General features: G+C 69.0%; 16 protein-coding genes. 9 read left to right on the top strand and 7 right to left on the bottom strand.

Annotation, left to right across the window (positions count from 1 at the left end):
• Genes rplW through rpsJ form a run of 4 tightly spaced genes read right to left on the bottom strand, consistent with a single transcriptional unit; the run spans position 1 to position 1,974 of the window.
• A complete protein-coding gene (rplW, locus tag BR07_RS0105995; RefSeq protein WP_027504648.1) occupies positions 1-306 on the bottom strand; it encodes a 50S ribosomal protein L23 in 306 nt (101 codons plus the stop codon).
• Positions 303-992 carry a 50S ribosomal protein L4 gene (gene rplD, locus BR07_RS0105990; RefSeq protein ID WP_027504647.1) on the bottom strand — a complete coding sequence of 230 codons (690 nt, stop codon included), beginning with the start codon at positions 990-992 and terminating at the stop codon, positions 303-305. Before rplD ends, rplW begins: the two co-directional genes overlap by 4 nt.
• Complete coding sequence (gene rplC, locus BR07_RS0105985; protein ID WP_027504646.1) at positions 989-1,654, bottom strand: 50S ribosomal protein L3; 666 nt, start codon at positions 1,652-1,654, stop codon at positions 989-991. Before rplC ends, rplD begins: the two co-directional genes overlap by 4 nt.
• Positions 1,655-1,668: 14 nt before the next feature.
• Positions 1,669-1,974, bottom strand: coding sequence for a 30S ribosomal protein S10 (gene rpsJ, locus BR07_RS0105980; RefSeq protein ID WP_003938093.1), 306 nt, complete (start codon positions 1,972-1,974; stop codon positions 1,669-1,671).
• 589 nt (positions 1,975-2,563) lie between these two features.
• Between rpsJ and BR07_RS0105975 the strand changes: the two genes are divergently transcribed.
• On the top strand, positions 2,564-3,040 hold the full coding sequence (locus BR07_RS0105975) for a hotdog fold domain-containing protein (protein WP_027504645.1): 477 nt from the start codon (positions 2,564-2,566) through the stop codon (positions 3,038-3,040).
• A 117-nt stretch (positions 3,041-3,157) separates the two neighbouring features.
• On the opposite strand, the gene BR07_RS23535 is transcribed toward BR07_RS0105975, so the two are convergent.
• Both BR07_RS23535 and BR07_RS0105965 read right to left on the bottom strand, forming a co-directional pair.
• Positions 3,158-4,048: a glycosyltransferase gene (locus BR07_RS23535; protein WP_051613102.1), complete on the bottom strand. Its 891-nt coding sequence runs from the start codon at positions 4,046-4,048 to the stop codon at positions 3,158-3,160.
• An 87-nt stretch (positions 4,049-4,135) separates the two neighbouring features.
• Positions 4,136-5,170 carry an alpha/beta hydrolase gene (locus tag BR07_RS0105965; protein ID WP_027504644.1) on the bottom strand — a complete coding sequence of 345 codons (1,035 nt, stop codon included), beginning with the start codon at positions 5,168-5,170 and terminating at the stop codon, positions 4,136-4,138.
• 246 nt (positions 5,171-5,416) lie between these two features.
• On the opposite strand from BR07_RS0105965, the gene BR07_RS0105960 reads away from it, so the two are divergent.
• From BR07_RS0105960 to BR07_RS0105930, 7 genes are all read left to right on the top strand, one after another.
• Positions 5,417-6,865, top strand: coding sequence for a wax ester/triacylglycerol synthase domain-containing protein (locus BR07_RS0105960; RefSeq protein ID WP_081821133.1), 1,449 nt, complete (start codon positions 5,417-5,419; stop codon positions 6,863-6,865).
• A 103-nt stretch (positions 6,866-6,968) separates the two neighbouring features.
• Entirely contained in the window at positions 6,969-8,429 is a 1,461-nt protein-coding gene (locus BR07_RS0105955) for a wax ester/triacylglycerol synthase domain-containing protein (RefSeq protein WP_037184736.1), read from the top strand.
• 50 nt (positions 8,430-8,479) lie between these two features.
• Positions 8,480-9,445, top strand: coding sequence for a hypothetical protein (locus BR07_RS0105950; protein ID WP_155956945.1), 966 nt, complete (start codon positions 8,480-8,482; stop codon positions 9,443-9,445).
• Positions 9,446-9,675: 230 nt separating this feature from the next.
• Positions 9,676-10,674, top strand: coding sequence for a daunorubicin resistance protein DrrA family ABC transporter ATP-binding protein (locus tag BR07_RS0105945; RefSeq protein ID WP_027504640.1), 999 nt, complete (start codon positions 9,676-9,678; stop codon positions 10,672-10,674).
• Positions 10,671-11,471 carry an ABC transporter permease gene (locus BR07_RS23530; RefSeq protein ID WP_037184733.1) on the top strand — a complete coding sequence of 267 codons (801 nt, stop codon included), beginning with the start codon at positions 10,671-10,673 and terminating at the stop codon, positions 11,469-11,471. Before BR07_RS0105945 ends, BR07_RS23530 begins: the two co-directional genes overlap by 4 nt.
• Positions 11,468-12,313 carry an ABC transporter permease gene (locus BR07_RS0105935; RefSeq protein WP_027504639.1) on the top strand — a complete coding sequence of 282 codons (846 nt, stop codon included), beginning with the start codon at positions 11,468-11,470 and terminating at the stop codon, positions 12,311-12,313. The genes BR07_RS23530 and BR07_RS0105935 overlap by 4 nt, the downstream gene beginning before the upstream one ends.
• Before the next feature lie 144 nt (positions 12,314-12,457).
• Positions 12,458-13,900, top strand: coding sequence for a wax ester/triacylglycerol synthase domain-containing protein (locus BR07_RS0105930; protein WP_027504638.1), 1,443 nt, complete (start codon positions 12,458-12,460; stop codon positions 13,898-13,900).
• Here the strand turns inward: BR07_RS0105930 and BR07_RS23525 are convergent.
• Positions 13,897-22,395: a non-ribosomal peptide synthetase gene (locus BR07_RS23525; protein ID WP_051613101.1), complete on the bottom strand. Its 8,499-nt coding sequence runs from the start codon at positions 22,393-22,395 to the stop codon at positions 13,897-13,899. The two genes, BR07_RS0105930 and BR07_RS23525, sit on opposite strands and share 4 nt — an antisense overlap.
• Before the next feature lie 409 nt (positions 22,396-22,804).
• On the opposite strand from BR07_RS23525, the gene BR07_RS0105920 reads away from it, so the two are divergent.
• Positions 22,805-24,184, top strand: a complete 1,380-nt coding sequence (locus BR07_RS0105920) for a wax ester/triacylglycerol synthase domain-containing protein (RefSeq protein ID WP_027504637.1) — start codon at positions 22,805-22,807, stop codon at positions 24,182-24,184.
• The last annotated feature ends 51 nt before the right edge of the window (positions 24,185-24,235 follow it).

Below are 24,235 nucleotides of genomic sequence, written 5' to 3'. Positions count from 1 at the left end.
TTACGCGACCGGGCCTCCGAAGATCTCGATGGGCTTGCTGTCGGCCGAGAGGGTCACGAGCGCGCGCTTGGTGCTCTTACGCGTGCCGTAGCCGAATCGGGTCCGCTTGCGCTTGCCCTGCCGGTTGGCGGTGTTCACGCTGGTCACAGTCACGCCGAAGACCTTTTCGACAGCGATCTTGATCTGCGTCTTGTTCGAGTCGGGGTGCACGATGAACGTGTAGGTCCCCTGCTCGATGAGCCCGTACGACTTCTCCGAGATGACCGGGGCCAGCAGGATGTCGCGGGGATCGGCAATGGTGCTCACTTGTCCTCCTCCTGTGAATCCGTTGCTGCCTTGGCCGGTCCTGCGATGAACGTGTTCAGTGCCTCGACACTGAAGATCACGTCGTCTGCCTCGAGGACGTCGTAGGTGTTGAGCTGATCGGGCGCGATGGGGTGAACGCCGTCGAGGTTCTGGACGGACTTCCATGCGGCCAGGTCTGCGCGGCCGATGACCAGCAGAACCTTCTTGCGATCGGTGAGCTCCGCGAGGAACGTGCGGGCACCCTTGGTGGAGGGCACCTGTCCCGCGACGAGCTCGGTGATCACGTGGATGCGCTCGCTGCGCGCCCGGTCGGAGAGGGCACCGCGGAGAGCTGCAGCGATCATCTTCTTGGGGGTGCGCTGGCTGTAGTCGCGCGGCTGCGGGCCGTGGACGGTGCCACCGCCGACGAACTGCGGTGCGCGGGTCGAGCCCTGACGTGCACGGCCGGTGCCCTTCTGGCGGTACGGCTTCTTGCCGCCACCGCGGACCTCGCCACGCGTCTTCGTCGAGTGCGTTCCCTGACGTGCCGCAGCGAGCTGCGCGACGACGACCTGGTGCATCAGCGCGATGTTCGCGGTGCGATCGAAGATCTCGGCGGGGAGATCGACGGTGCCGTTGGTCTTGCCACCGAGCTCCTTGACGTCGAGCGTCAGGTTGGCTTCGGTCTTCTTCTCGAGACTGGTCATGCTCGCGCACCACCCTTCACTGCGCTCTTGACGATCACGACGCCGCCCTTGCGGCCCGGGATCGCACCCTTGATCAGCAGCAGACCGTTCTCGGCATCGACCTTGTGCACCGAGAGGTTCTGCGTGGTGATGCGGTCGCTACCCATGCGGCCCGACATGCGCATGCCCTTGAAGACACGGCCGGGGGTCGCGCAGCCACCGATGGAACCGGGGCGGCGGTGGACAGCCTGCGCACCGTGGCTCGCGCCCTGGCCCTTGAAGCCGTGGCGCTTCATCGTTCCCGCGAAGCCCTTGCCCTTGCTCACTCCGGTGACGTCGACGAAAGCGCCGTCCTCGAACTCGGCTGCGGTGAGCTCCTGGCCGATCTCGTAGCCTGCGGCGTCGGCGACGCGCAGCTCCGCGAGATGGCGGCGAGGCGTGACGCCTGCCTTGGCGAACTGGCCGGTGACCGGCTTGTTCACCTTGCGGGGATCGATGGCACCGAAGGCGACCTGGACGGCGCTGTAGCCGTCGCGCTCCTCGGTACGGATCGCGGTCACGACGTTCGGGTCAGCCTTCACGACGGTGACCGGGACGACGCGGTTGTTCTCGTCGAAGACCTGGGTCATGCCGAGCTTGGTGCCCAGAATGCCCTTGGCCGGACGCTTGATGTTGTCAGTCATGGTTGTCTCCGCGCTCACTGAATGTTGACGTCGACGCTTGCCGGCAGGTCGATGCGCATGAGCGCGTCGACCGTCTTCGGCGTCGGGTCGAGAATGTCGATGAGTCGCTTGTGCGTGCGCATCTCGAAGTGCTCGCGAGAGTCCTTGTACTTGTGCGGCGAACGGATGACGCAGTACACGTTCTTCTCGGTGGGCAACGGCACAGGTCCGACCACGCGTGCCCCGGTGCGGGTCACGGTCTCGACGATCTTGCGCGCGGACGCGTCGATCGCCTCGTGGTCGTAGGCCTTGAGCCTGATGCGGATCTTTTGTCCCGCCACGCTTATGTCCTCTTCCTTGCCCTGGTTAACCGTTGGTCAGGTCTCTCGTCTCCGGATGTCGATCCGGAGAACCCGGCAGTGTGCTGACCCGACGCCGGCATGAAGCCGAGCGCGAGGCGCATCCATGAGGACGAACGTGGCGGACTCTCGCATCCACGCACACGCGTAGCCAGGAGGAATCCGTTGCCGCTGTTCATCTGTCATGGTTCTCCGGTCCACGCGGTCGGGCGTGTCGCATTCCCGCACATGATTTCTCCCTCGGCCCGAACTCGACCGGCGGGAGAACGCGGACCGGATGCGCCCATCGTGCCGGCGCAATCACTGCATGTCGTTCTCGTCGCATACCTCGACCGCGAGATCACGTCGCAACACGCACAACAGAGATCACCTCGGTCAAGGCAACCCGAACAGTATTACCCACGCCGGGGGTCGAGTTCAAATCGAGGCGGTACCGCGGCCGGAACGCACGGTCGATCGCAGCGATCCGCGCAGGTGGTACCCATCCGCACGTGGTGCAACCAGCGCGGACGACCGGTCAGCGCGCGGATTTACCGCGCCCGACCAACTTACCGCCGAGTAAGGTGCAGCCATGGCAACGGTCACCAGCACGTACGCGCTCTGGCAGCGACTCCCCGGCGGGATCACCCGCTCCCTGGCGTTCTCCGCGGGAATGTGTGTCCGCGTGCCCTTCTTCGCCACGGTCCTCCCCCGCGTACGGGAGCTCGCCCCCGGGCGGTGCGTGGTCTCCGGGCCCACGTGGTTCGGAGTGCACAACCACCTGGGCACCTTCCACGCCATCGCGGCCTGCAATCTGGCCGAGGTGGCGATGGGGATGCTCGCCGAGGCGACGATCCCCACGACCCACCGGTGGATCCCCAAGGGCATGAACGTCCAGTACCTGGCCCCCGGCAGATCCGGGCTCACCGCCACCGCGCTGCTCGACGATCGGCCGGACTGGGAATCGGTGACCAGCGGCGTGGAACTCGTCATCCCGGTCAGCCTGCGCGACGCCGGCGGCACCGAGGTCGTCCACGCCGACATCACCGTGTGGGTCAGCCCGCGGTGACATCCGACCGGCCTCCGGCCTGCCCGCGGTGACTTCCGACCGGCCTCCGGCCTGCCTGCGGTGACTTCCGACCGGCCTCCGGCCTGCCCGCGGTGACTTCCGGTGCTCTGCTGTCGGTCAGCTCCCGGGAGGTGCTTCCGACAGCGCTGCCGGCCGGAAGGTGCGCTCGGTGAGCAGACGTCTCGGCGAGAAGGACCGGCGAACAGGGTCGTAGGCGCGGTACGGGAACCAGAACACCGCATGCGAGAGCCAGGTGACCGGTGCGACGAGCCACCGCAACGACCAGTTGGAGCGACCGTGGATCTCGAAACTGGTGATGCCGGCCTTGACGAACGACGTGTACTGCAGCGGCGGTGTCAACGCGCGCCGCGGCGAGATGTCGGCCCACATCTCGGTGGGCTGGACGATGGAGTAGCCGGCCTCGATGAGACACAGCGCGAAGTCGATGTCCTCGTGCACGTCGGAACGGGACGTCAGCTTGTCCTGGACCGCGTCCCAGGCCTCCAGCCGCACCGCCATGTTGGCGCCGTGCATGTTGTCGATCTTCATGCCGTTGCCCAGAACCTTCGCCCGGACGAGCGCGTCGACGAGCCATTTCTTCGACCTGGTGAACGGTGAGTCGTAGGGCGCGCTCAATCCCGTGATACCACCGAGATTGAGATCGGAATCCGCGTCCCGGAATGTCTGCTTCACGGCGGACACCCATCCGGCGCCGATTCGGGTGTCCGCGTCGATACGCCCGATGATGTCCGATGTCGCTTCCCGGAAACCCGTATTACGGGAGAAGAACAATCCTTTTCGCGGTTCGTGCACGAGACGAATCTTCGGCTCGCGCGCCGCGTACTCCTTCACGATCTGCACCGTGTCGTCCATCGACCCGTTGTCCACGACGATGACCTCGGACAACTCGTCGATCTGCGGCAACACGTGATCGAGACACGCTGCGATGTAGTCCTCCTCGTCGAGGACAGGAATGACGAGACTGGTGACCGTCCCCTGCAATGTCATGATCGGCGACCCCCTTTCCACCGTCGACAATAAGGGGACGCGCCGCAAAGTTCGACACGCTCGCGGCCGTGGCGCACAGCCGGAGAATCAGACTCCGAGGGACGCCGCCACCATGGGCCAGGATTCGTGCAGGTCCTCCTGCCAGTAGGCCCAGGAATGCGTTCCGTTGTCTCGGAACTTCACCGTGGCCGGAATGCCGAGTTGCGCCAGTCGCTCCGCGAACGTCCGCGTGCACGTGTTGGTGATCGACTCGATGCCGCCGCCCACGACGACCCGGTTGATCAGTGCGGGGACGTCCCCTGCGATGCGGGCACTCTGGAGAGTCTCGTCGAAGCCGGGCAGCCCACTTCCCGTGGTGACGTAGAGAGGAGTGCCGCGCAGCTTGTCCGCGTTGAGCAACGCGTCGTTGGCCGCCCACTCCGGACCGTCGTCGGGTCCCCACATGTTCTCCGTGTCGCCCCCGCCGCGCGCCTCGACCACGAGCTTGACGAAGGCGCGGCCCAGGTCGTCCGACGTGCCGGCACAGCCGCTGAAGGACGCGACCGACGAGTAGAAGCCGGGTCGATCGGCGGCCAACATCAGGACCGCGCTCGCCGCCATCGAGATGCCGCCGACGGCCTGGGTACCCGTCGTTCCGAGCGAGCGGTTCATGAGAGGGGGCAGCTCGTCCAGCAGGAAGGTCTCCCACTTGTTGCGGCCGAGCTCCGGGTCGTCCGCGACCCAGTCGGTGTAATAGCTGAAGGCGCCGGCCTTGGGCACGACCACGTTGACGTTCTTGTCCGCGAAGAAGGTGGACACATCGGCCTGATCTGGCCAGTTGCTCGACGGATCCTCGCCGCCACTCGCCCCGTTGAGCAGGTAGTACGTGGGGCGCGGGGCCGAGGTGTCGGCGGGCCGGAACACCTGCAGCGGAACCGACCGATCCATCGACGGCGAGTACACGGTGACGAGGTACTGCTGACCGCCGACGAACTCCACGCTCTCCACCCGCGCACCCGAGCCGGTCTCGACCGCGGCGATCGGTGCGTCGTCGGCTCGGGCGACGGTGGGGGTGGCCGTCATGAGCGCACCGACCACCGCAGCGGCGACCAGAGCGGTGATCGGCCGTCGTGTCCACGTCATCGTCGTATCCCTCTCGCACTGCACTCCCGGCGACAGTGCACTGCCGTCACAGCAGTGTCATGCGCCCCATCGCCTCGCACTCTAGGCGACGTCACAGACGGGCGTGCGGCCATGCACGAGCAAGAAGATTCGTCATTCCGGTAACACGGGCCTGAAACAGGGCGATCATCGGGTACAGGCGGCCGAACGAGGCTGCGGCCCGGTGACAGCGTTCCGGCCCCGACCGAGACGAAGGCGGTACTTCCGATGGCGACACGACGACATACCTCCGCGGTGGGTGAGCCGATGGCACCGCGGGACGCGCTGAACTACTACTTCGAGAGCGAGCGCACGCCGGGCACCATCGTGCACGGCATCGTCGTGGACGCCGCCCGCTCGGACGGATCGCTCCGCACGCTTGCGGACGTCGAGCGCTTCGCGCGAAGCGTGCTCGACCTCCACCCTCTGTTCCGGCGTCGCCTGCGGACGACGATCGCCGACCTCGCCTTTCCCGTGTGGGTCGAGTGCGACGTCGACGTCCGCGCGCACGTGTTCGTCCACGATGCTTCCGCGGCCGACGAGCATCCGGACCACTTCCTGCGTCGACGAGTGATGGACGCCTCGAGCACGCCGTTCGACTTCGACGTCCCCGCGTGGCAGATCCACCTCGTGACAGGTCTGCGCGGAGTACCGGGCGTTCCCGAGGGCGGCAGTGTGCTCCTCCTCAAGGTGCACCACAGCGCCATCGACGGGATGGGCACCACGTCGCTCGTACACCGGATGCTGGCCCCGCCGTCCGCGGACGTCTCGGCGCACCGCAACGACGTCTTCGACCGCGAGAGCATCATCGTGCCGACCCCGTTCGCTGCTCTTCGTTCGCTTCCCCGCGAGTTCGCCGGTTTCGCCGGCCGCGGTGTCCGCCGGTGGCGTGCGGTCCGGCAGCTCGACCCTGCACAGCGACCCACCGCCCATCACTACCCGGCCACGCGTTTCAATCGAAATCTCGCTCCGGACATGACGTTCGGAATGGCGTGGTTCGACCTCGATCGTGTTCGCGCGATCAAATCCGCCGTGCCTGGCGCGACCGTGAACGACGTCGTCATGACAGTGGTGTCGATCGCGCTGTCGGACTACCTGGGCGGCGAGCTCCCGGCCACGAGCCTCGGGGCGTCGTTCCCCGTCAACGTGCGCACCGTCGACACGACGGGCGAGACCGCGAACCAGCTCGCGATCGCCGTGGTCGATCTGTTCACGGACGTCGCAGATCCGGTCGACCGTCTGCGCGCGGTCTCCGCGGCAGCACGCGACCGCAAGTCCGACCTCGCGACGCGGCTCCGCAGCCTCCCCTCCCATCCCATGAACTCGGCACCGGCCCCACTCCTGGCGGCGATCGCTCGACTGATGCCCCGCCGCCCCGCTGCCCCCACGACGACCGGCACGAACACGTTGATCTCCAACATCGCCTACGGCAACGACCGGATGGAGCTGGCGGGCGCGCCCGTGACGGGCGTGTTCGCACCCCTCCCCGTGGTGGAGGGGGTCCAACTCGCGCACGTCGTCGTGTCGGCCGGCGGTCGGATGTGCCTGACCGCGGTGTCCCACCGCGCCCTGATGCCGGACGTCGACCACTACACGGCACTGCTCGCCTCGGCGCTGGACACGCTCGCGGTCGCGACCGACACCAGCGAGCGCGCGTCCGTCGCCACCGTTGCTTAGCATGCCTACAGTTTTGTTACAGCGTAAAAACGGGCATAAAGCTTGTACAGAACGTTCGGTCGGAGTAGCTTTCCCCTTCATCACATCGCTGAAGGGCCGGAACATGACCATGGCACGTCGGGGCACGGCCGAACGTGGTACCGCCATGCACGCACGCGACGCCCTCAATTTCTTCTTCGAGTCGCCGCTGACGTCCGCCGCCGTGGTGCACTGCTACGTCCTGGCCGACGGCGCGTCCGTGCGCTCCGTCGCCGATGCCGCCGAGTTCGGGCGCGGCATCCTCGCGCTCGACCCGCTCTTCACCCGGCGGCTGGTGTCGGTCCCCGCGAACCTGGCGTTCCCTCACTGGGTACCGACCGAGGTCGACGTCACCGAGCACGTGTACGTGCACACGCCGCCGGCGGGACAGAGCCGCGACCTGCTCGTGTCGATGATCACCGACTTCACGACCACACGGCTGCCGCGTGAACGCCCGCCGTGGCAGTTCCACTTCGTCCTCGACGTCACCGGCATCGACGGGGTGGCCGAGGGCGCCACCGTGGTGATCTTCCGGAGCCACCACAGCGCGATCGACGGCATGGGGTCCGTCGAACTGGTGAACCGCGTCTTCGGCCCGAACCCGACACCGCGCGTGGACCCGGACACTGCGGTGGACGTCCCGGGTCCCGTCCGAGCGGCACGCGCACTTCCGCGCGACATCGTGACCCTCACGGGAGCGGCGCTGCGGCGGCGAACGGCGGCCCGCGCACTGAAGGCCTCGTCCGACTCCGGCACCGCAGCGCACGAATCCTTCCCCGCCACGCGCTTCAACCGTCGAGTACGCCCGTCGATGGTCTTCGACATGACGTTCTTCGAGATGAGCCGTGTCCGCGCACTGAAGAACAGGGCCGGAGGCGTCACTCTCAACGACGTCATGGTCACGGTCGTCTCGCTCGCGCTGTCCGCGTATCTCGCGGAGGACGGTGAGCTGCCCACCGACTCGTTGGGCACCACCATCCCGGTGAGCACGCGCGCCATGGGGGAGAGCACCAACGCCAACCGGATCGCGGTCGCGACGTTGTCGCTGCACACCGATGTGATCGACCCGGTGGTGCGCCTGCGGGCCGTGCACGCGTCGGCGTCGCGGGCCAAGGACCACGCCACCGCTGTCGCCACCCGGCTGCCGGCGCATCCGCTCACCGTGATGCCGGCGCCGCTGATGGCGTTGCTGGGCAAGACCATGAGGTCACCGGCCGCACCGGCACGGGTCGCCACCAACACGATGATCACCAACGTGCCGTACGGCGTGGGCGGAGTCACGATCGCCGGATCACCCATGGTGGGCGTCTTCGGGCCCCTCCCCACCGTCACCGGAGTGGCTCTGGCGCACGCCGTCGCGACCTTCGGCGCGTCGATGTTCGTGTCGGTCACGTCCGTGGACGACGCGATGCCGGACACCGCTCGATACATACGCCACATCCACACCGCATTCGACCGTCTGGAGGCGGCGGTCGCTCCGCGCGACGCCGATCCTCCGGCGGCGCAGGCCGCCGTCACCCCCACGACGATCACGGTCTCGCCGTGACGTCCTCTCACTCGTTCCGCAGCCCGAACCCGCACACCGAAGGACACGCCATGGCGCCCCGACACAGCCGCACTCCCGTCACCACGACGGACACCCCTCGCGCATCCGTCGGCGTCTGGACGCATGCACCCACGTCTCTCCGCCGTCACGTGTTCGTCGTGCGTCCGGGATCCGAGAGCTCCACGCCGGATCGCATGTCGAGGCACCTGACCGACCTCGCCGCGGAGGCAGGTCTGCTCGGAACCGACGAGCACGCCCGGGTGACCGTCCACGCGCCGGGCGTCGCGGCCGGCACCGTCGTCGCGCTTCTCGACGCCGCGCACCCGTCGACCGACGCACCGTGGTGCCTCGACGTCTTCACCGAGGTGTCGGGCTTCGATGCGGTGCCGAGCGGATCGGCAGTCGCCGTGTTCCGCTCCGCAGTCGAGCCCGTCGAGTCGCGCACGATCACCCGCATCGTCGAGACCGTCCTCGCTCCCGGCCGTCCCGCTCGTCCGGGTGGTCCCGTGGCACGCCACGCGTACCGACCGTTCGACGGTGCCGACGCGCCGGCGTACCCGGCACCACTGGGTGACGCCCGTTCACTCGTCGCGCAGTTCCCCACCGTCCGACTCGAGCAGATCTCCGCGGGACTCGGTCAGACCACGATCGCGGACGTGGTGTCGACGGTCGTCTCCACCGCCGTGCGGCGCGCGGTTCCGGCCGGGACGTCACCCGTCACCGCTCTGCTCGTCGCGGACATGCCGGTCCCGCCGTCCGGGGTCGACACGCCCGACCTTCTGTCCTTCGGACCGCACATCGCGGAGGACGCGCGTTCCGTCACCGCCACCGTGTGCCGTGTCGGCGCAGCCACCGTGGTGACGCTCTCCTCCTCGGTGCCCGCACTCGACCTCGCCACCGTTCTGCACCACGTGGAGGACGGGCTGCGAGGCCTGGAGCACTCCGCCGCCGCCCAGTTCTCTCGCCTGGGATCACTCTCTCGCCACGCACGGGAGCGCGCGAACGTCGCCTCCTGACTCACCTGCCACCACACAGTCGAAACGGGTTCGGCCGCGTCCTCGGACGTGGTCGGACTCGGTCCACCACCACGGCTCCCACGTGGAAGAAGTAACATCGGTCGGGGTTCGCGGGATGACTTCGACAGTGCCGCACGCTCGACACGTCGCTCCGCGACCGACTCGGTCGGGCATGATCGCTCTCGAGCGACGAGCACTGACGACACCGCACCCGACGACAGTGGAGACCAATGCCATCAGACGACACAGCCGTACTCGTAGAGGACGTTCACAAGTCCTTCGGAACGGTTGACGCACTGCGCGGCATCGATTTCAGCGTTCCCACCGGCTCCATCCTCGGAGTTCTCGGGCCCAACGGCGCCGGGAAGACCACCACCGTGAAGGTGCTCGCGACGCTGGTCCGACCGGATCGCGGACGTGCGGTGGTGTCAGGCCACGACGTGGCGCAGGATCCTGCGGCCGTCCGGCGTTCCATCCTCATGACGGGTCAGTACGCCGCTCTCGACGACGCCCTGACCGGCCGGGAGAACCTCGTCCTCTTCGGTCGTCTCATGGGACTGACGAAGAAGTCGGCCCGTGTGCGCGCGGAGAACCTTCTCAACGACTTCGACCTGATCGAGGCCGGGGATCGACAGGTCCGCGGCTACTCCGGCGGTATGCGTCGACGCATCGACATCGCGTGCGGTCTCGTGGTGCGTCCGAAGGTCGTGTTCCTCGACGAGCCGACCACAGGACTCGACCCGCGCAGCCGCAAGGCGGTGTGGTCACTCGTGTCGTCGCTGCGAGACCAGGGCATCACGACGCTGCTGACCACGCAGTACCTCGAGGAAGCCGACGTTCTCAGCGACAGCATCATCGTCATCGATCGCGGTCGGGTCATCGCGCAGGGCACGGCCGACGAGTTGAAGTCGATGACGGGCGGCAACTACTGCCACATCAGCCCGCTGGATCCCACCGAACTGCGCCGCGCCGCAGATGCTCTCGCCGGTCTGCTTCCGCCCACCTTCAGCGCCGCCGACCTGCAGGGCGACAGCATCATCATTCCCGCACCGGACGGCCCCGGCACGCTGGCCGAGGCGCTGAAGAGGCTCGACGCCGCGGGCATCGAACTGTCCGACATCGGTCTGCGCCGGCCGTCCCTCGACGACGTGTTCCTGAGCCTCACCGGTCAGTCGCAGGGTGATGCGGCTCCGGCCGAACCCGCCATCGGCTCGGGCGCACCCTCGTGACGGCCACCCGAGACGCAGGACGTGCCTCGCACCGAGCACCGGAACCCACGGCGTTCAAGCAGTGGGCGAGCCTGTCCGGACGGTCCCTGGGATCGATGGCCAGGTCCGGCAGCCTCGTGGTCGCCGTGGTCGCCCCGGCCGTCTACACGGTCGGCTTCTACCTGCCGCTCCGGCTCGTCATGCAGTTCCAGGGCCTGGACTACGCCCAGTTCCTCATGCCGATCATCTGCCTGCAGGCCATGGCGTTCACTGCCATCTCCGCAGCGCAGCGTGCTGCCATCGAGGGTCAGTCGGGTATGACCACCCGTCTGCAGACGATGCCGGTCACCCCGTGGGTACCGCTGCTGTCGAGAGCGACGGCCAACCTGGTGCACGCGAGTCTCTCCCTGATAGCCGCGCTGGTCTACGGCTCCCTCATCGGGTTCCGATTCCAGGCAGGACTCGACGACGCCGTCATCTTCATGCTGTTCGCACTCCTCGTCGGCGCGGCGCTGACCACGGGCGGCGACGCGATCGGATCGTTGTCCCGGTCCCCCGAGGCCACCAGCCAGGCACTGACCCTGCCCCAGCTGATCCTCGGCATGTTGTCGTCGGGCTTCGTTCCCGAGACAGGCTTCCCCGAATGGATCCGTCCGTTCGTCCGCAACCAGCCCATCTCCCTCTTCTCGAAGGCCATGCGTGACATGGCCGAAGGGGGCGTCAACTCCGCGACACTGTGGCCGGCGATCGCCTGGGCGGTGGGCCTCATCGTGGTCCTCGTACCGCTCGCGGTCTGGGCCAGCACGAGGCGATCATGACCGACACCGCGTCCGAACCCCGCTTCGATCTGCGCGCGCTCCCCGAACCGGAACGCCTCGTGGGCGAACGCAGCCTCGCCGGGCTGGCGTCGCAGAGCGTGCTGCACTGTGGCCGCCTGCTCCGTCGCTGGGCTCGCGATCCGCTCACCATCATCCAGGCCGTCGTGTACCCGGTGGTCTTCCTTCTCATGCTCCGCACGGTGCTCGGCAACTCCGTGTCGGCGGCCACCGGAGAGAACAGCATCTTCGGCACCGTCCCGCTGATCGCCATGGTCGCCGCCATGTCCGGGTCGCTCGCGAGCGCGGTGGGTCTGCGCCGAGAGCGTGCGGCCGGTCTGGTGTCCCGCTTCCAGACCCTGCCGGTGCACCGCGCCGCGGGTCTGGTGGGTCGACTCCTGGCCGAGACCGCCCGCATCGTCACCACGACGTTGCTCATCGTCGTCGTCGGGTTCACGCTCGGCTTCCGGTTCGAGCAGGGGCCCGTTCCGGGCGTGCTGGCGATGCTCGTGCCGCTGGCGTTCGGCCTCGGGTTCGCGGTGTTCGTCACCTCGGCCGCGATCGTGACCACCACCTTCCCTCTGGTCGAGGCCGTCGGAATGGTGTTCACCATTCTCATGTTCTTCAATTCCGGTTTCGTCCCGACGCGGGCCTATCCGACGTGGTTGCAACCGTTCGTCGAGCACAACCCCATCTCCTGTGCGGTCGATTCGATGAAGGGCCTCACACTCGGTGGCCCGGTCACCTCCCCGCTGTTGCAGTCGCTGGCCTGGTCGTTCGGGTTGTTCCTGGTGTTCGTGGGGCCTGCGGTGCGTGGGTACCGTCGCGCCGCCGAGACGTTCTGACGCTGCCGCGACCGGCCGGTCACAATGGCCGCCCGATCGGCCCGAAAAGGGCGTAACAGAACGCTCGGTTCCGGCAATGTAGTCGCTGTAGGCGCGGCCCGCGGATGCTGGTCGGCGCAGTGGCCGAACGCGAGGACCGACGCCGTGACACGATTCCGACAGCCCTTCATCGGCGTTCGAGTATCACCCCGGGACGCGATCAACGTCCTCGCCGAGAGCGAGCGGGTGATCGCCAACCTCGTCGACGTGATGGTGTTCGACGCCGCCGGCACGATGGGAGCATCCCCGACCCACGCCACGGTGTGCGCGTGGATGCGTGGACGTCTCGACGTCTCCCCCGTGTTCCGCCGGCGGCTCCGACGGCGCGCCGGCGATCTCGGTGACCCGTTCTGGGTGACCGGCGACGTGGACCTCGACGACCACGTCGTCGTCACTTCGATCGATCGACCGGGATGGGACCCCGTCGAGCGCCACATCGCTCGGGTCATGGCCACTCCGATGACGCTGGCGTCGTCGGGGTGGGAACTGCACGTCCTGACGGGCATCCACGGCGTGCCGCACCTTCCGGAGGGCGCGACCGCGGTGGTGATCAAGGTCCATCACGCGTCGATGGACGGGTTGGGGCTGGTGGCCGTGGTCCGAGCCCTGTTCGCGTCTCCCGACCTCTCGCACGACGGACGTGTCGCGGAGCGCCGCGGAACCGCGGTTCCGGGCCCGATTCCGCCGCTGTGGAAGGACGCCGCCACGATGCCCCGCCGGACGGCGATGTTCGTCCGGACGATGGCGGCCGTGCGCCGGGCTGCCCCCGAGACACCGCGGCCACCGCGGCCCGCGACCCGCTTCAACGCCCGGATCGCACTCGACCACCGCGTCCGGATCGTCTGGCTGGACCTCGCACACGTCCGGACGATCTCGCGAGCCGTTCCTGGAATCACCGTGAACGACGTGCTGCTCACGGCGGTCTCCCTGGCACTCACCCGGTTCCTCGACGAGGCAGGGGAACACCCTGCGGCCACCTTGAGCACGACCATGCCGCTCGACATCCACGCGACCCACGACACCGCAGCGGCGAATCAGACCACGTTCGCGGACGTCGACCTGCACACCACGGTCGTCGACCCGCTCCTGCGCCTCCGCGCTGTGCACGCTTCGGCTGCCGACGCCAAGAGGCGGGTGCAGGATCTGACGTCTCGGCACGAGGTCAGCCCTTTCGACGTCGCCCCGCCCCTCCTCCTGCGGGCGATCGGCGCCCTGTCCACCCTGGCTCCTCACGACCGTCCGACAGTGCCGTCCACCACCGTGGTGTCGAACATGCCGCACGGAAGCGACGACCTGTGGTTCCTGGGCGCCCGCGCGGTGGCCGCGTTCATGCCGATGCCCACGGTCGACGGCATGGGACTCATCCACCACATCACCTCGCTCGGCGACCGTCTGGCACTCACCGTGACGGTCGAGTCGACCATGATGGCGGAGCCGGACCGCTACTGCGCGATGATCCGGGACGCCGTGGACGCGCTCGCGGCGGCCACGCTCGACGACGTCGCCGCGCCGCGCGCAGCGGCCCCCGCGAGCGTCGACACCGACTAGCCTCGCAGCGCCGTCCCGGTGAGCACCGTGACGTCCAGCGGCGGCGTCGCGGGTGCCTGATCGGCATCGCTCACGACGATGACCTCGAGGTCGTCCAGTCCCTGCGTGTCGAGCGACGCGAGTTGGGACTCGGACAGCACGACATGGGTGACCCACTCGTCGGCGAGCGCGTCGGCGAGATCGTCGGAGGCGTCGAGACTCACGGTCGTCGCTCCGGCCGCGGCAGCGACCACCACGGCGAGCACCTCGAGGTCCAGCGGCGCCCCGGCGGCCACCGCCACCCGCGATTCGTACGTCACCTGAAGACTGTCCGCGGTGATGCACGAGGCGAGCGCTGCGTGCGTCAGCGTGGCATCGCCCAGGGCGACGAGTGGATCGCCGGGACCGGCGGACACGATGCCGTCCGCGGCGGACAGCGGTCCGACCGGGCCCTGCGTGAAACGGTCGTCGGACGTCACCCGGATCGCGGTGTCCGCGTCCGTCAGCGTCGCGCCGATCTTCGCCGCGGCCCAGGTCGCCGCGATCCTGTCCTCGGGTGCCTCGACCAGCGGGGTCACCGGTCGGCCGGGGCCACCCCCCTCGGCCAGCAGGACCCGGGCGATGCGATTGGACCGGGCGTCCATCTCGGCCCAGCTGATCTCGAACTCGCCCCGTGCGTACGCGGGAGCTCCCGGATCCGCCTCGACGGACGCGGTGATCATCGAGGGCAGGTCGACGGGCTGCGGCCGACTCGTCTGCACGGCCGCGGCCACCGGCTTGTCGGCGTCGGTCGACGGGCCCGAGGCCAGGGCGATCGAGGAGACGGCACCGCCCGGATCCGCCACCACCGCGTCGAGCGCGGACGAGAAGACGGTGGCGAAGGTGGCCGCCGTGGCCTCGTCGAACAGATCGGTGGCATAGGTGACGATGCCGGTCACCGGGTCCGAGTGCTCGCGGTGAGGCGAGTCCTCGATGGTCAGCGTGAGATCGAACTGGGCGGGATCGAACGGGTTCTGCAACTGCTCGACGTGCAGACCCGCGAGATCGATCTCCGAACGCTCGGTGTTCTGGTACGCCAGAGCCACGCGGAACAGCGACGACGACCGCGCAGGCGCCACCGTGTCGACCACGGTGTCGAACGGCACGTCCGCGTGGGCGAACGCCGAGAGGGCGACACCCCGCGCATCGTCGACGAGATCGACGACGGACGCGTCCTCGTCGACCGCCAGGCGCAGCACCAGGGTGTTCACGAGCATGCCGACCAGAGGATCGAGTTCGGCGCTGCCTCGACCCGCCACCGCGGTGCCGACGCAGATGTCGGTCGACCCGCTGATGCGCGACAGGGCGACGGACAGCGCCGCGTGCACCACCATGAACGGAGTCGCGCGCCGCTCCCGCGCCAGATCGCGGACCAGCTCGTACGTCTGCGCCGGGATCTCGAAGCGCACGGAGGCACCCACACCGGACGGTGCCGGAGGACGCGGACGGTCCTGCGGCAAGGACAGCTCACCAGGGAGCCCTGCCAGGGTCTCGCGCCAGTAGGCGAGCTGACGTGCCGAGACCGACTCGGGATCTGCCGGGTCGCCCAGCAGCGTGCGGTGCCACAGGGCGTAGTCCGCGTACTGGACCTCGAGCGGCGTCCACGCCGGCAGCACGCCCGCCGTGCGCGACGCGAATGCCGTCACGACGTCGACGGTGAGGGGCGCGATCGAGAAGCCGTCGGCCGCGATGTGGTGCACGACCACGACGAGCACGTGCTCCTCGTCGCCGAGGCGGAACAACTCGACGCGCAGCGGCACCTGCGTCGTCACGTCGAACGGCGTGGTCGCCACCGCCACCACACGCGCCGCGAGCTCGGCCTCCGTCACCGGGATCGGGGTCAGCGGCCGGCCCACCGGTGCGAGCACGGACTGACGCCCGTGACCGTCGACGTCGGGGTAGACGGTGCGCAGCGTCTCGTGTCGGGCGACGACGTCGTCGACCGCGACGCGCAGGGCATCCACATCGAGTGGTCCCGTGAGCCGCAGGCCCATCGGCAGGTTGTAGGTCGCCGCCGTCGGATCGACACGGTTGGCGAGCCAGAGCCGTTGCTGTGCCGGAGCGAGAGGAACGACCTCGGGGCGGGGAGTCGACGTCAGGTGTCGGCTGGTGGTGACGACGGTGTCGAGGCTGTCCGCGAGGTCTGCCACCGTGGCCGCGTCGAAGACGGCGCGCAACGGCACCCGCACACCCAGCTCGTCTCCGATGCGGGCCGCGACGCGGGTCGCCACCAGCGAGTTCCCGCCGAGAGCGAAGAAGTTGTCATTGAGCCCGACGCGCTCCACGCCCAGGAGTTCCGCGAGGACCTCGGCCACGACGCGTTGCTCCTGCGTACGCGGTGCGCGGTATCGCTGCACGTCCACCACCGGGTCGGGCAGCGCCGAGCGATCGAGCTTGCCGCTCGCGCTGACGGGCAGCGCGTCCAGGACGACCACGACCGGCACCATGTACGCCGGCAGGATGCGCGCCGCGTCCGCTCGGAGCAGGTCGGTGTCGACCGTCGCTCCCGGCGCGGGCACGACGTAGGCGACGAGCGTGTCGTCGCGGACGATGGCGACCGAGCGGGCGACGCGCGACGACGCGGAGACCGCCGCCTCCACCTCGCCGAGTTCGATGCGCAGTCCACGCAGCTTGACCTGGTGGTCGACGCGCCCCGCGAACTCGAGATGGCCGTGGTGGTTCCACCGGGCCAGGTCACCGGTGCGGTACATGCGCGCACCGTCGTGGCCGGGCAGTGCGACGAACCGGTCCGCCGTCAGGTCCGGACGCCCGTGATACCCCCGCGCCGCCTGGACGCCGCACAGATACAGCTCGCCCACGACACCGTCCGGCACGGGCCGGAAGCGACCGTCGAGCACGAGCGCGGCGGTGCCGTCGACCGGGATCCCGATCGGCACGGACGGCGGTTCGCCCCGCCCGACCGGATGTGCCGTCGCGTGAACCGCGAACTCGGTGGGGCCGTACAGGTTGTGCACGTCGATGTCGCACTTCTCGCGGAACGTGTCCACCGCGGCGCGACCGAGGGCCTCGCCTGCCAGGAACACCAGACGCAGTGAGCGGCAGGCGTAGTCGTCAGCGGCCTCGGTGAAGACGGCGAACATCGACGGGACGAACGACACGGCCGTCACGCCGTACCGCGAGATGGCCCGCATCAGGTACTCGGGGTCACGGTGACCGTCGGCATCGGCGACGGCGAGGGTGCCCCCGACCGCCAGTGTCGCGAACATCTCCCACACCGAGACGTCGAAGGTCATCGGGGTCTTGGCGAGCACCACGTCGTTCTCGGTCAGCGCATAGGTGCGCGCGAACCAGTCCACCTGGTGCGTGACGGCACCGTGCGGGACGGACACACCCTTCGGCACACCCGTCGAGCCGGACGTGAAGATGACGTAGGCGGTGGTGCCGGCGCGCACGGAGCCCGTCCGGTCGGTGTCGGTCAGCGGAGCGGACGAGACGGACGGATCGTCGAGTGTCGCCAACGACACGGCTCTCTCGCCCGCCACCGGGAGTGCGTCGGGCTCGGCCACGACAACGCAGCGCGCCGCGGTGGCGGCGACGATCTGATCGATACGGGCCGCAGGCTGCTCCGGATCCACGGGGACGTACGCGCCACCGGCCTCGAGCACGGCGTACACCGCGACGAGTGCGTCGACCGAGCGCGGGAGAGCGACGACGACGGCGACCTCCGGGCCGACGCCACGCTCGACCAGGGATCGGGCGACGCGATTCACGCGCGCCGCAAAGTCTCCGTACGTGTGCGAACCCGCGGCGTCGACGAGTGCCGTCGCATCGGGGTTCTCGGCTGCGCGCCGACGGAATCGCGAGGTCAGCGAGACCGCTTCCGTGGTCCCCTCCGGCAACACGGGCGCCGTGACGCGCTCGCGTTCCACTCCGCCGAGCAGGTCGATCTCGTCGAGGACGACATCGGGATCAGCGGCCACCGCGCGGGCGACGGCCACGAAACGTTCCGCGAGGGACCCGATGGTCTCCCGGTCGAACAGGTCCGTCGCGTACGCGATGGTCGCGGCGAGACCGTCCGGAGCTCCCAGCGGTGTCAGGGAGTCCACCAGGGTGAACTGCAGGTCGAACTTGGCCACGCCCAGATCGAACTCGACAGTCTCGAGGCGCAGGTCGGTCAGCTCGAAGTGCGCCTGGCCGAGATTCTGGAACGACAGGAGCACTTGGAAGATGGGGTGCCGCGCACGTGAGCGCGGCGGATCGATGACCTCCACGAGCCGCTCGAACGGGACGTCGGCGTGGGCGAAGGCACCGAGGTCCTGCTCGCGGATGTGGGCCAGCAGGTCGCGGTATCCGGCGCCGACGTCGACGCGGGTACGCAGCGCGAGGGTGTTGACGAACATGCCGATCATGTCGTCGACGGCGGCGTCGCCGCGACCGGCGACCGGTGTCCCCACCGTCACGTCGTCCGTGCCCGAGTGGCGTGCGAGCACGATCGCGAGGATCGAGTGCACGACCATGAACAGCGTGGAGCTGTGGGCGCGCGCCACGTCGACGAGCGCCGCGTGAAGCTCCGGTTCGATCGAGAAGGTGTGCGACGCACCGGCATACGTCGGCTCGGTGGGCCGCGACCGGTCGACCGGGAAGGGCAGCTCGTCCGGCAGGTCGGCGAGCGCGGTGAGCCAGTACCGCTCCTGCTGCGCGATGACCGACTCGGGATCGTTCTCGTCGCCCAGGGCGTCGCGCTGCCACACCGAGAAGTCGGCGTACTGGACGGGAAGCGGCGCCCAGGTCGGTGCGAACCACGACACCCGGGCGCTGTAGGCCGCCATGAGATCGCGGGCGAGCGGAGCCATCGAGGCGCCGTCCGCGGAGATGTGGTGGACGACGACGGCGAGCACGTGCGTGTCGTACTCGGTCCGGAACAGGGTCGCCGCGACGGGGACCTCCTCCGTCACGTCGAACGCACGACCGGCGAGCGCGGCCACCGCGGACGGCAGCGCGTTCTCGTGGACGTCGACCGGGGTGAGGTCGGGAACGATCGACTCCGCCGTCAGTGCGAGCTGCACGGGGCCGTTCGGGGTGTCCGGATACATCGTGCGGAGCGACTCGTGCCGATCGATGACGTCGAGCATCGCCACCTGCAGCGCCGGCACGTCGAGATCGCCGACCAACCGGACGGCGAACGGGATGTTGTAGGCGGCCGACGTCGGATCGAATCGGTTGAGGAACCACATGCGGCGCTGCGCGTACGACAACGGCGGCGCGTCCTCGAGAGCGTCCGAGTCGGCGGCCGTGCGGCGGACCAGGGGTGGCCGCGGCGGGACTCCGGACTCGAACTGCACCCGCGCCGCCAGGGCCGCCACCGACGGCGCCTCGAACAGCGTCCGCACGGTCACCGTGGTGTCCAGAGCCTTGCCGAGCCGCGCGACCGCGCGAGTGGCGATCAGGGAGTTCCCGCCGAGGGCGAAGAAGTCGTCGTCGCGACCGACCCGGTCGACGCCGAGCAGCTCGCCGAACACCGACGCGACGATCTCCTCGACAGGCATGGACGGCGCCCGGAACTCGTGCACCTCGACGACCGGTTCGGGCAGACTCCGCCGGTCGATCTTGCCCTGGACGGTGATGGGGAGCGCGTCGAGCACCATCACCGACGACGGCACCATGTGCGACGGCAGACTCTGCACGGCGAAGCGGTGGATCTCGTCGCTGTCGACGGTGCGGCCGTCCTGCAGGACGACGTAGGACGCGAGCGCGAGGGAGCCGGACGACGGTCGGTGCGCGATGGTCACGGACGCGCGGACGCTCTCGTGCATCGACAGCACCGCGTCGACCTCGCCGAGTTCGACGCGCATCCCGCGGATCTTGATCTGGAAGTCGGCTCGGCCGACGTACGCGATCTCGGTGTCGGCCGACCAGCGCACCAGATCGCCCGTGCGGTACATCCGTGCGCCCGGCTCGTACGGCGACGCGACGAAGCGCCCCGACGTGACGCCGGGTGCGTGGACGTAGCCCCGCGCGACGGACGGTCCCGACAGATACAACTCGCCGACGACGCCCTCGGGCACGGGCCGGAGCCACGGATCGAGAACGAGGCACGATGCTCCGCGCACCAGGCGGCCGACGGTGATCGGCGCGGCCGGATCCAGCGGCCGGGACATGTGGCTGATCATGGTGATCTCGGTGGGTCCGTACGCGTTGTACATGCGTCGGCCGGTACCCCACCGCGCCACGAGATCGGGTGGGCAGGCCTCGCCTGCGGTGACGACGTGCTGCACGTGATCGAGCCCGTCCGGATCGACCGAGGCCAGCGCGGCGGGGGTGATGGTCACGTGGGTGACCGCCTTCTCCGACAGGTAGCGCGCGAGTTCCTCGCCGCCGAAGACGTCCGCCGGCGACACCACCAGCGTCGCCGACCGGCTCAGGGCGGAGAGCATCTCGAACAACGACGAGTCGAAGCTGGGCGAGGCCAGGGCCAGGACACGGGAGGACGACTCGACGTCCAGACGCAGAGCGATGTCCCGCGTCAGGTTCGCGACACCGCCGTTGCCGACGACGACGCCCTTCGGGAGACCGGTCGATCCGGAGGTGTAGATCATCCAGGCCGGAGTCTCGAGCTGGATCGGCGAGAGCCGATGCGCGTCGGTGACCCGCGCCGGCGAGTACTGCGACACCAGGCGGTCGGTCTCGACGGCGTCGATCGCGAGCCAGTCGAGCGCATCGGGGAGGCTGCCCGCGCGGGTGGTGTCGGTGATACCGAGGACGGCCCCGGAGTCGGAGACGAGGTGCAGGATGCGCGCGGTGGGCAGCGCCGGGTCGATCGGCAGGAACGCCGCGCCCGTTCGCGCCACGGCCCACGTGCTGAGAATCGAGTGCAGCGACCGTGGGAGGGCGATCGCCACGGTGGTCTCCGGCCCCGCGCCGCGCGAGACGAGCAGTCGAGCGATGCGGTTCGCCGAGGCGTCCATCTGCGCGTAGGTGAGGGCGCCGTGCGCCGTCTCGACCGCGATGGCGTCGGGCGACCCTGCGACGGCGTCGTCGATGACGTCGACGAACCGCCGGGGTCGAACGCTCGATGCTCCCCGCGCGGGCACCAGGGTGGCGCGCTCGTGCGGGGAGAGGACCTCGATGTCGAGGACCCGGCCGTCCGCAGCGCTGTGCGAGAAGCGCCGGAGGTAGTCGAGGAACCGCGACCGCAGGTCCTCGACGCGCTGCTGGGTGTAGAGGTTCGGGTTGGACTCGAAGTCGATCTGCAGCTCGTCGCCGTCGCCGGGAGCCGGGTACAGGTTGATCGAGAGATCCTCGACCGGGCCGGTGGTGAGCACGTGGTACGACCCACGAACGTCGCCGAGCACGATCTCGTTGTCGAACATCATCAGGTTCACGGTGGGACCGAAGAGGCCGCGCGTGTTCGTCATCTCGCCCGCGTCGCGCCGGATGTCCTCGTGCCGGTACCGCTGTCGGCGCAGCGCACCGGTGAGTTCGCGCTGCACGCGGTCGATGACGTCGGACACGGTGGCGGCGGCGTCGACGCGGACGACGAGGGGAACGACGTTGGAGACCATGCCGCCCGAGCGCCGCAGGACCGCGCTCGCGCGGCCCGACACGGGGAGGGACAGCACGACGTCGGTGGTTCCGGTGGTGCGGGAGACGAACGCCGAGAACGCGGCGATGGCCAGCGTGACCGTGGTGGTGCCGAGCGAGTCGACACCCTTCGCGAGAGATTCCGCGACCTCGACGGGAGTGCGTCCCGACGCCGCCCGGCACGGCACCGAGACCGGTGCGGTGCTGTCGACGAACGAGACTCCGGTGGGGAGCGTCTCGAACTTCTCGGCCCAGTGGCGGCGATCGTTCTCGAATCGCGTCGACTCGCGGTAGGCGACGTCGTCGTCGTAGACCGTGCGGAGGTCGCCCGCCCGCGTCGGCGTCGGCTCGCGGCCCTCGACGAGCGCGGTGTAGTGCGCCGCGACCTGGCGGATCATGGTCATCGCACCGAAGCCGTCCAACACGATGTGGTGGATCCGGCAGTACCAGAGGTAGCGCTCGTCCTCGACCCTGATCAGGTAGGTGACGACCAGCCGGTCGGAGGTCATGTCGAGAGGCGCGGCGCACTCGGCGCGCATCCACTCGATCGCCGTCTCGACGGGAGTCGCATCCTCGCGCAGATCGAGGAAACGCACCGTGTCGGTGATGGACAGGTCGACCACCTGGGCCGGCACTCCGTCCTCTTCGACGATGCGCACGAACCCGGACCCGAACTGCCGGCCGACCGAGATCATCGCCGCCTCGAGAGCCGCCGCGTCGACCGGTCCACGCAGGTCGACGTAGTGGGCTATCGACACCGGCACGGAGCCGGCGAGCTGCTGAGCGAACCAGATTCCGCGCTGAGCCGCGGTCAGGGGAACCGCGTCGAGCACGGGCGCTGGGCCGTCCTCACGGGCGCCGTCGTCCTCCGCGTCCGTCGCCTCGGCGATACCGACGCTTCGGTTCGCTACGCGCGCGGTGTCGAACGACTGCACCGATCTGGACCTCCGAATCCGGGGACGACCGCACTCTGCGTCGTCGATGAGGATCGCAACCCGGTCCGCGCCACCCTCGACTGCTGGTCCTCGATCCGGTTATTCAGTGTTTCACAGTCCCAAAACCCCGACAAGGCAACCGGGTCCGACCATCGAGTTCGCTGCACGGTCCGCCGACGACGTACGACCCGAGTCGGTCGGCGAAAGCGAGACGCGATCACTGATTCGTCACGATTCGGGAGAGTACACAAAGCAGACCGAACCTTGTCGGGATCAGGCACGAACCACCTGGACGGAGACACCGCTGTCTACCGTGGAAGCGGCACCACCCGACGTGACATGCACAGGAGATCCCGTGAGCCGATTCCGGCGAACCACACGACGCTCCACCCCCACCCGAGGGCGACCGATGACGTCCCGTGACGCCCTCAACCTCTATCTCGAGTCGCCGCACACGTCGGCGATCCTCATCCACGCCTTCGTGGTCGACGTCGCCGCGGGCCCCGGTACCGGACTACGCACGCACGCCGATGCGGTGGCCTACGCCCGCTCGATCGTGCACCTCGACCCGATCTTCCGGCAGCGGCTCCACCGTTACCCCGGCGACATCCACTACCCCTTCTGGGTGGACGACCCCGACGCGGACGTCGACTCGCACGTCACCGTGACGCACCAGCAGGACGGCGACGTCGAGATCGTGCGCCGCCGGACGGTCGAACTCTCCCGTGAGTTCTTCGACTTCACCACCGGGCCGGCGTGGCAACTGCACTTCCTGGTGGACCTGCACGGCGTCGACGGGGTCCCCGATGGCGGCACGGTGATGATCGCCAAGTTCCACCACAGCGCGATCGACGGTGTGAGTGCCTCCGACCTCATCTCCCGAATGTTGTCCCCCACTCCGGCAGAGCCGCGACCGGAGACCGCAGAGGTTCCGGTTCCCGGTCGAGTGCGGGCACTCTCTCGCGTTCCGGCCGACCTGGTGCGCCTCGCCGCGGTGGCGGTCCGCTGGTCGACGCGGTCTCGTGCCGGGACCCCACCGGCGTCGTCGACCGCGCCGACCGCAGTGCCCGCGACACGGTTCAACGGTGACAAGGAACCGGACATGTCGTGGGACCTGGCCTGGTTCGACCTCGACCGCATCCGGCGCGTCAAGTCCGCGTACCCGGGCACGACGGTCAACGACATGCTGACCGCGATCATCTCGCTCGCCCTCTCGACCTATCTCGAGGAACGAGGCGAGTTGCCCGCGGGCAGTCTCTCGATCTCGATGCCGATGAGCACACGCTCGCTCACCGACGCGACCACCGCGAACCAACTCACGCCGATGATGGTCGACCTGCACACCGACGTGCCGGATCCGGCGGAACGCCTCCGCAGAATCCACGAGTCGCTGGTGGCGGCGAAGGAATCGGTGGCTCGCTCCACCGAGCGCACGGGCCCACCACACCCTCTCGGTGCGTTGCCCTCCGTCGTGGTCCCCGTGATCGGTGCCCTCACGCGGGCGCCGTCGACCGATCCCGCGACCGCGCCGGTGACCACGATGCTCAGCAACGTCAGCTACGGACGCGGGCCACTCGCGCTGCTCGGCGCGCCGGTGGTCGGCTGCTACGGAGTTCTTCCCGCCGTGCGCGGGGTGCATCTCACGCACTCGGCGCGGTCGGTCGGCACGTCGATCTCCCTGTCCGTCGCAGCGAACGCACGGTCCCTGCCGGACATCGAGCACTACATGGACGTCGTCCGACACGCACTCGATCTGCTGGACCCGGACGTCGACACGACTCGGGCCTGACCGCGGGCGGGACGGCGCTGGTCGCGTCGTCCCGCCCGCCGGTCCGGCGTC

The organism is Rhodococcus sp. UNC23MFCrub1.1 (assembly GCF_000686025.1).
Lineage (GTDB): Bacteria > Actinomycetota > Actinomycetes > Mycobacteriales > Mycobacteriaceae > Rhodococcoides.
Note: the sequence above shows the minus strand (reverse complement) of the source record. Positions and strands in the feature narration are given on the sequence as shown.

What these genes read in the sequence shown, in the direction of transcription:
- rplD (WP_027504647.1), bottom strand. Translation starts at nt 992, where the DNA reads ATGACCAGTCTCGAGAAGAAGACCGAAGCCAACCTGACGCTCGACGTC.
- rplC (WP_027504646.1), bottom strand. Translation starts at nt 1,654, where the DNA reads ATGACTGACAACATCAAGCGTCCGGCCAAGGGCATTCTGGGCACCAAG.
- BR07_RS0105975 (WP_027504645.1), top strand. Translation starts at nt 2,564, where the DNA reads ATGGCAACGGTCACCAGCACGTACGCGCTCTGGCAGCGACTCCCCGGC.
- BR07_RS23535 (WP_051613102.1), bottom strand. Translation starts at nt 4,048, where the DNA reads ATGACATTGCAGGGGACGGTCACCAGTCTCGTCATTCCTGTCCTCGAC.
- BR07_RS0105965 (WP_027504644.1), bottom strand. Translation starts at nt 5,170, where the DNA reads ATGACGTGGACACGACGGCCGATCACCGCTCTGGTCGCCGCTGCGGTG.
- BR07_RS0105960 (WP_081821133.1), top strand. Translation starts at nt 5,417, where the DNA reads ATGGCGACACGACGACATACCTCCGCGGTGGGTGAGCCGATGGCACCG.
- BR07_RS0105955 (WP_037184736.1), top strand. Translation starts at nt 6,969, where the DNA reads ATGACCATGGCACGTCGGGGCACGGCCGAACGTGGTACCGCCATGCAC.
- BR07_RS0105950 (WP_155956945.1), top strand. Translation starts at nt 8,480, where the DNA reads ATGGCGCCCCGACACAGCCGCACTCCCGTCACCACGACGGACACCCCT.
- BR07_RS0105945 (WP_027504640.1), top strand. Translation starts at nt 9,676, where the DNA reads ATGCCATCAGACGACACAGCCGTACTCGTAGAGGACGTTCACAAGTCC.
- BR07_RS0105935 (WP_027504639.1), top strand. Translation starts at nt 11,468, where the DNA reads ATGACCGACACCGCGTCCGAACCCCGCTTCGATCTGCGCGCGCTCCCC.
- BR07_RS0105920 (WP_027504637.1), top strand. Translation starts at nt 22,805, where the DNA reads ATGACGTCCCGTGACGCCCTCAACCTCTATCTCGAGTCGCCGCACACG.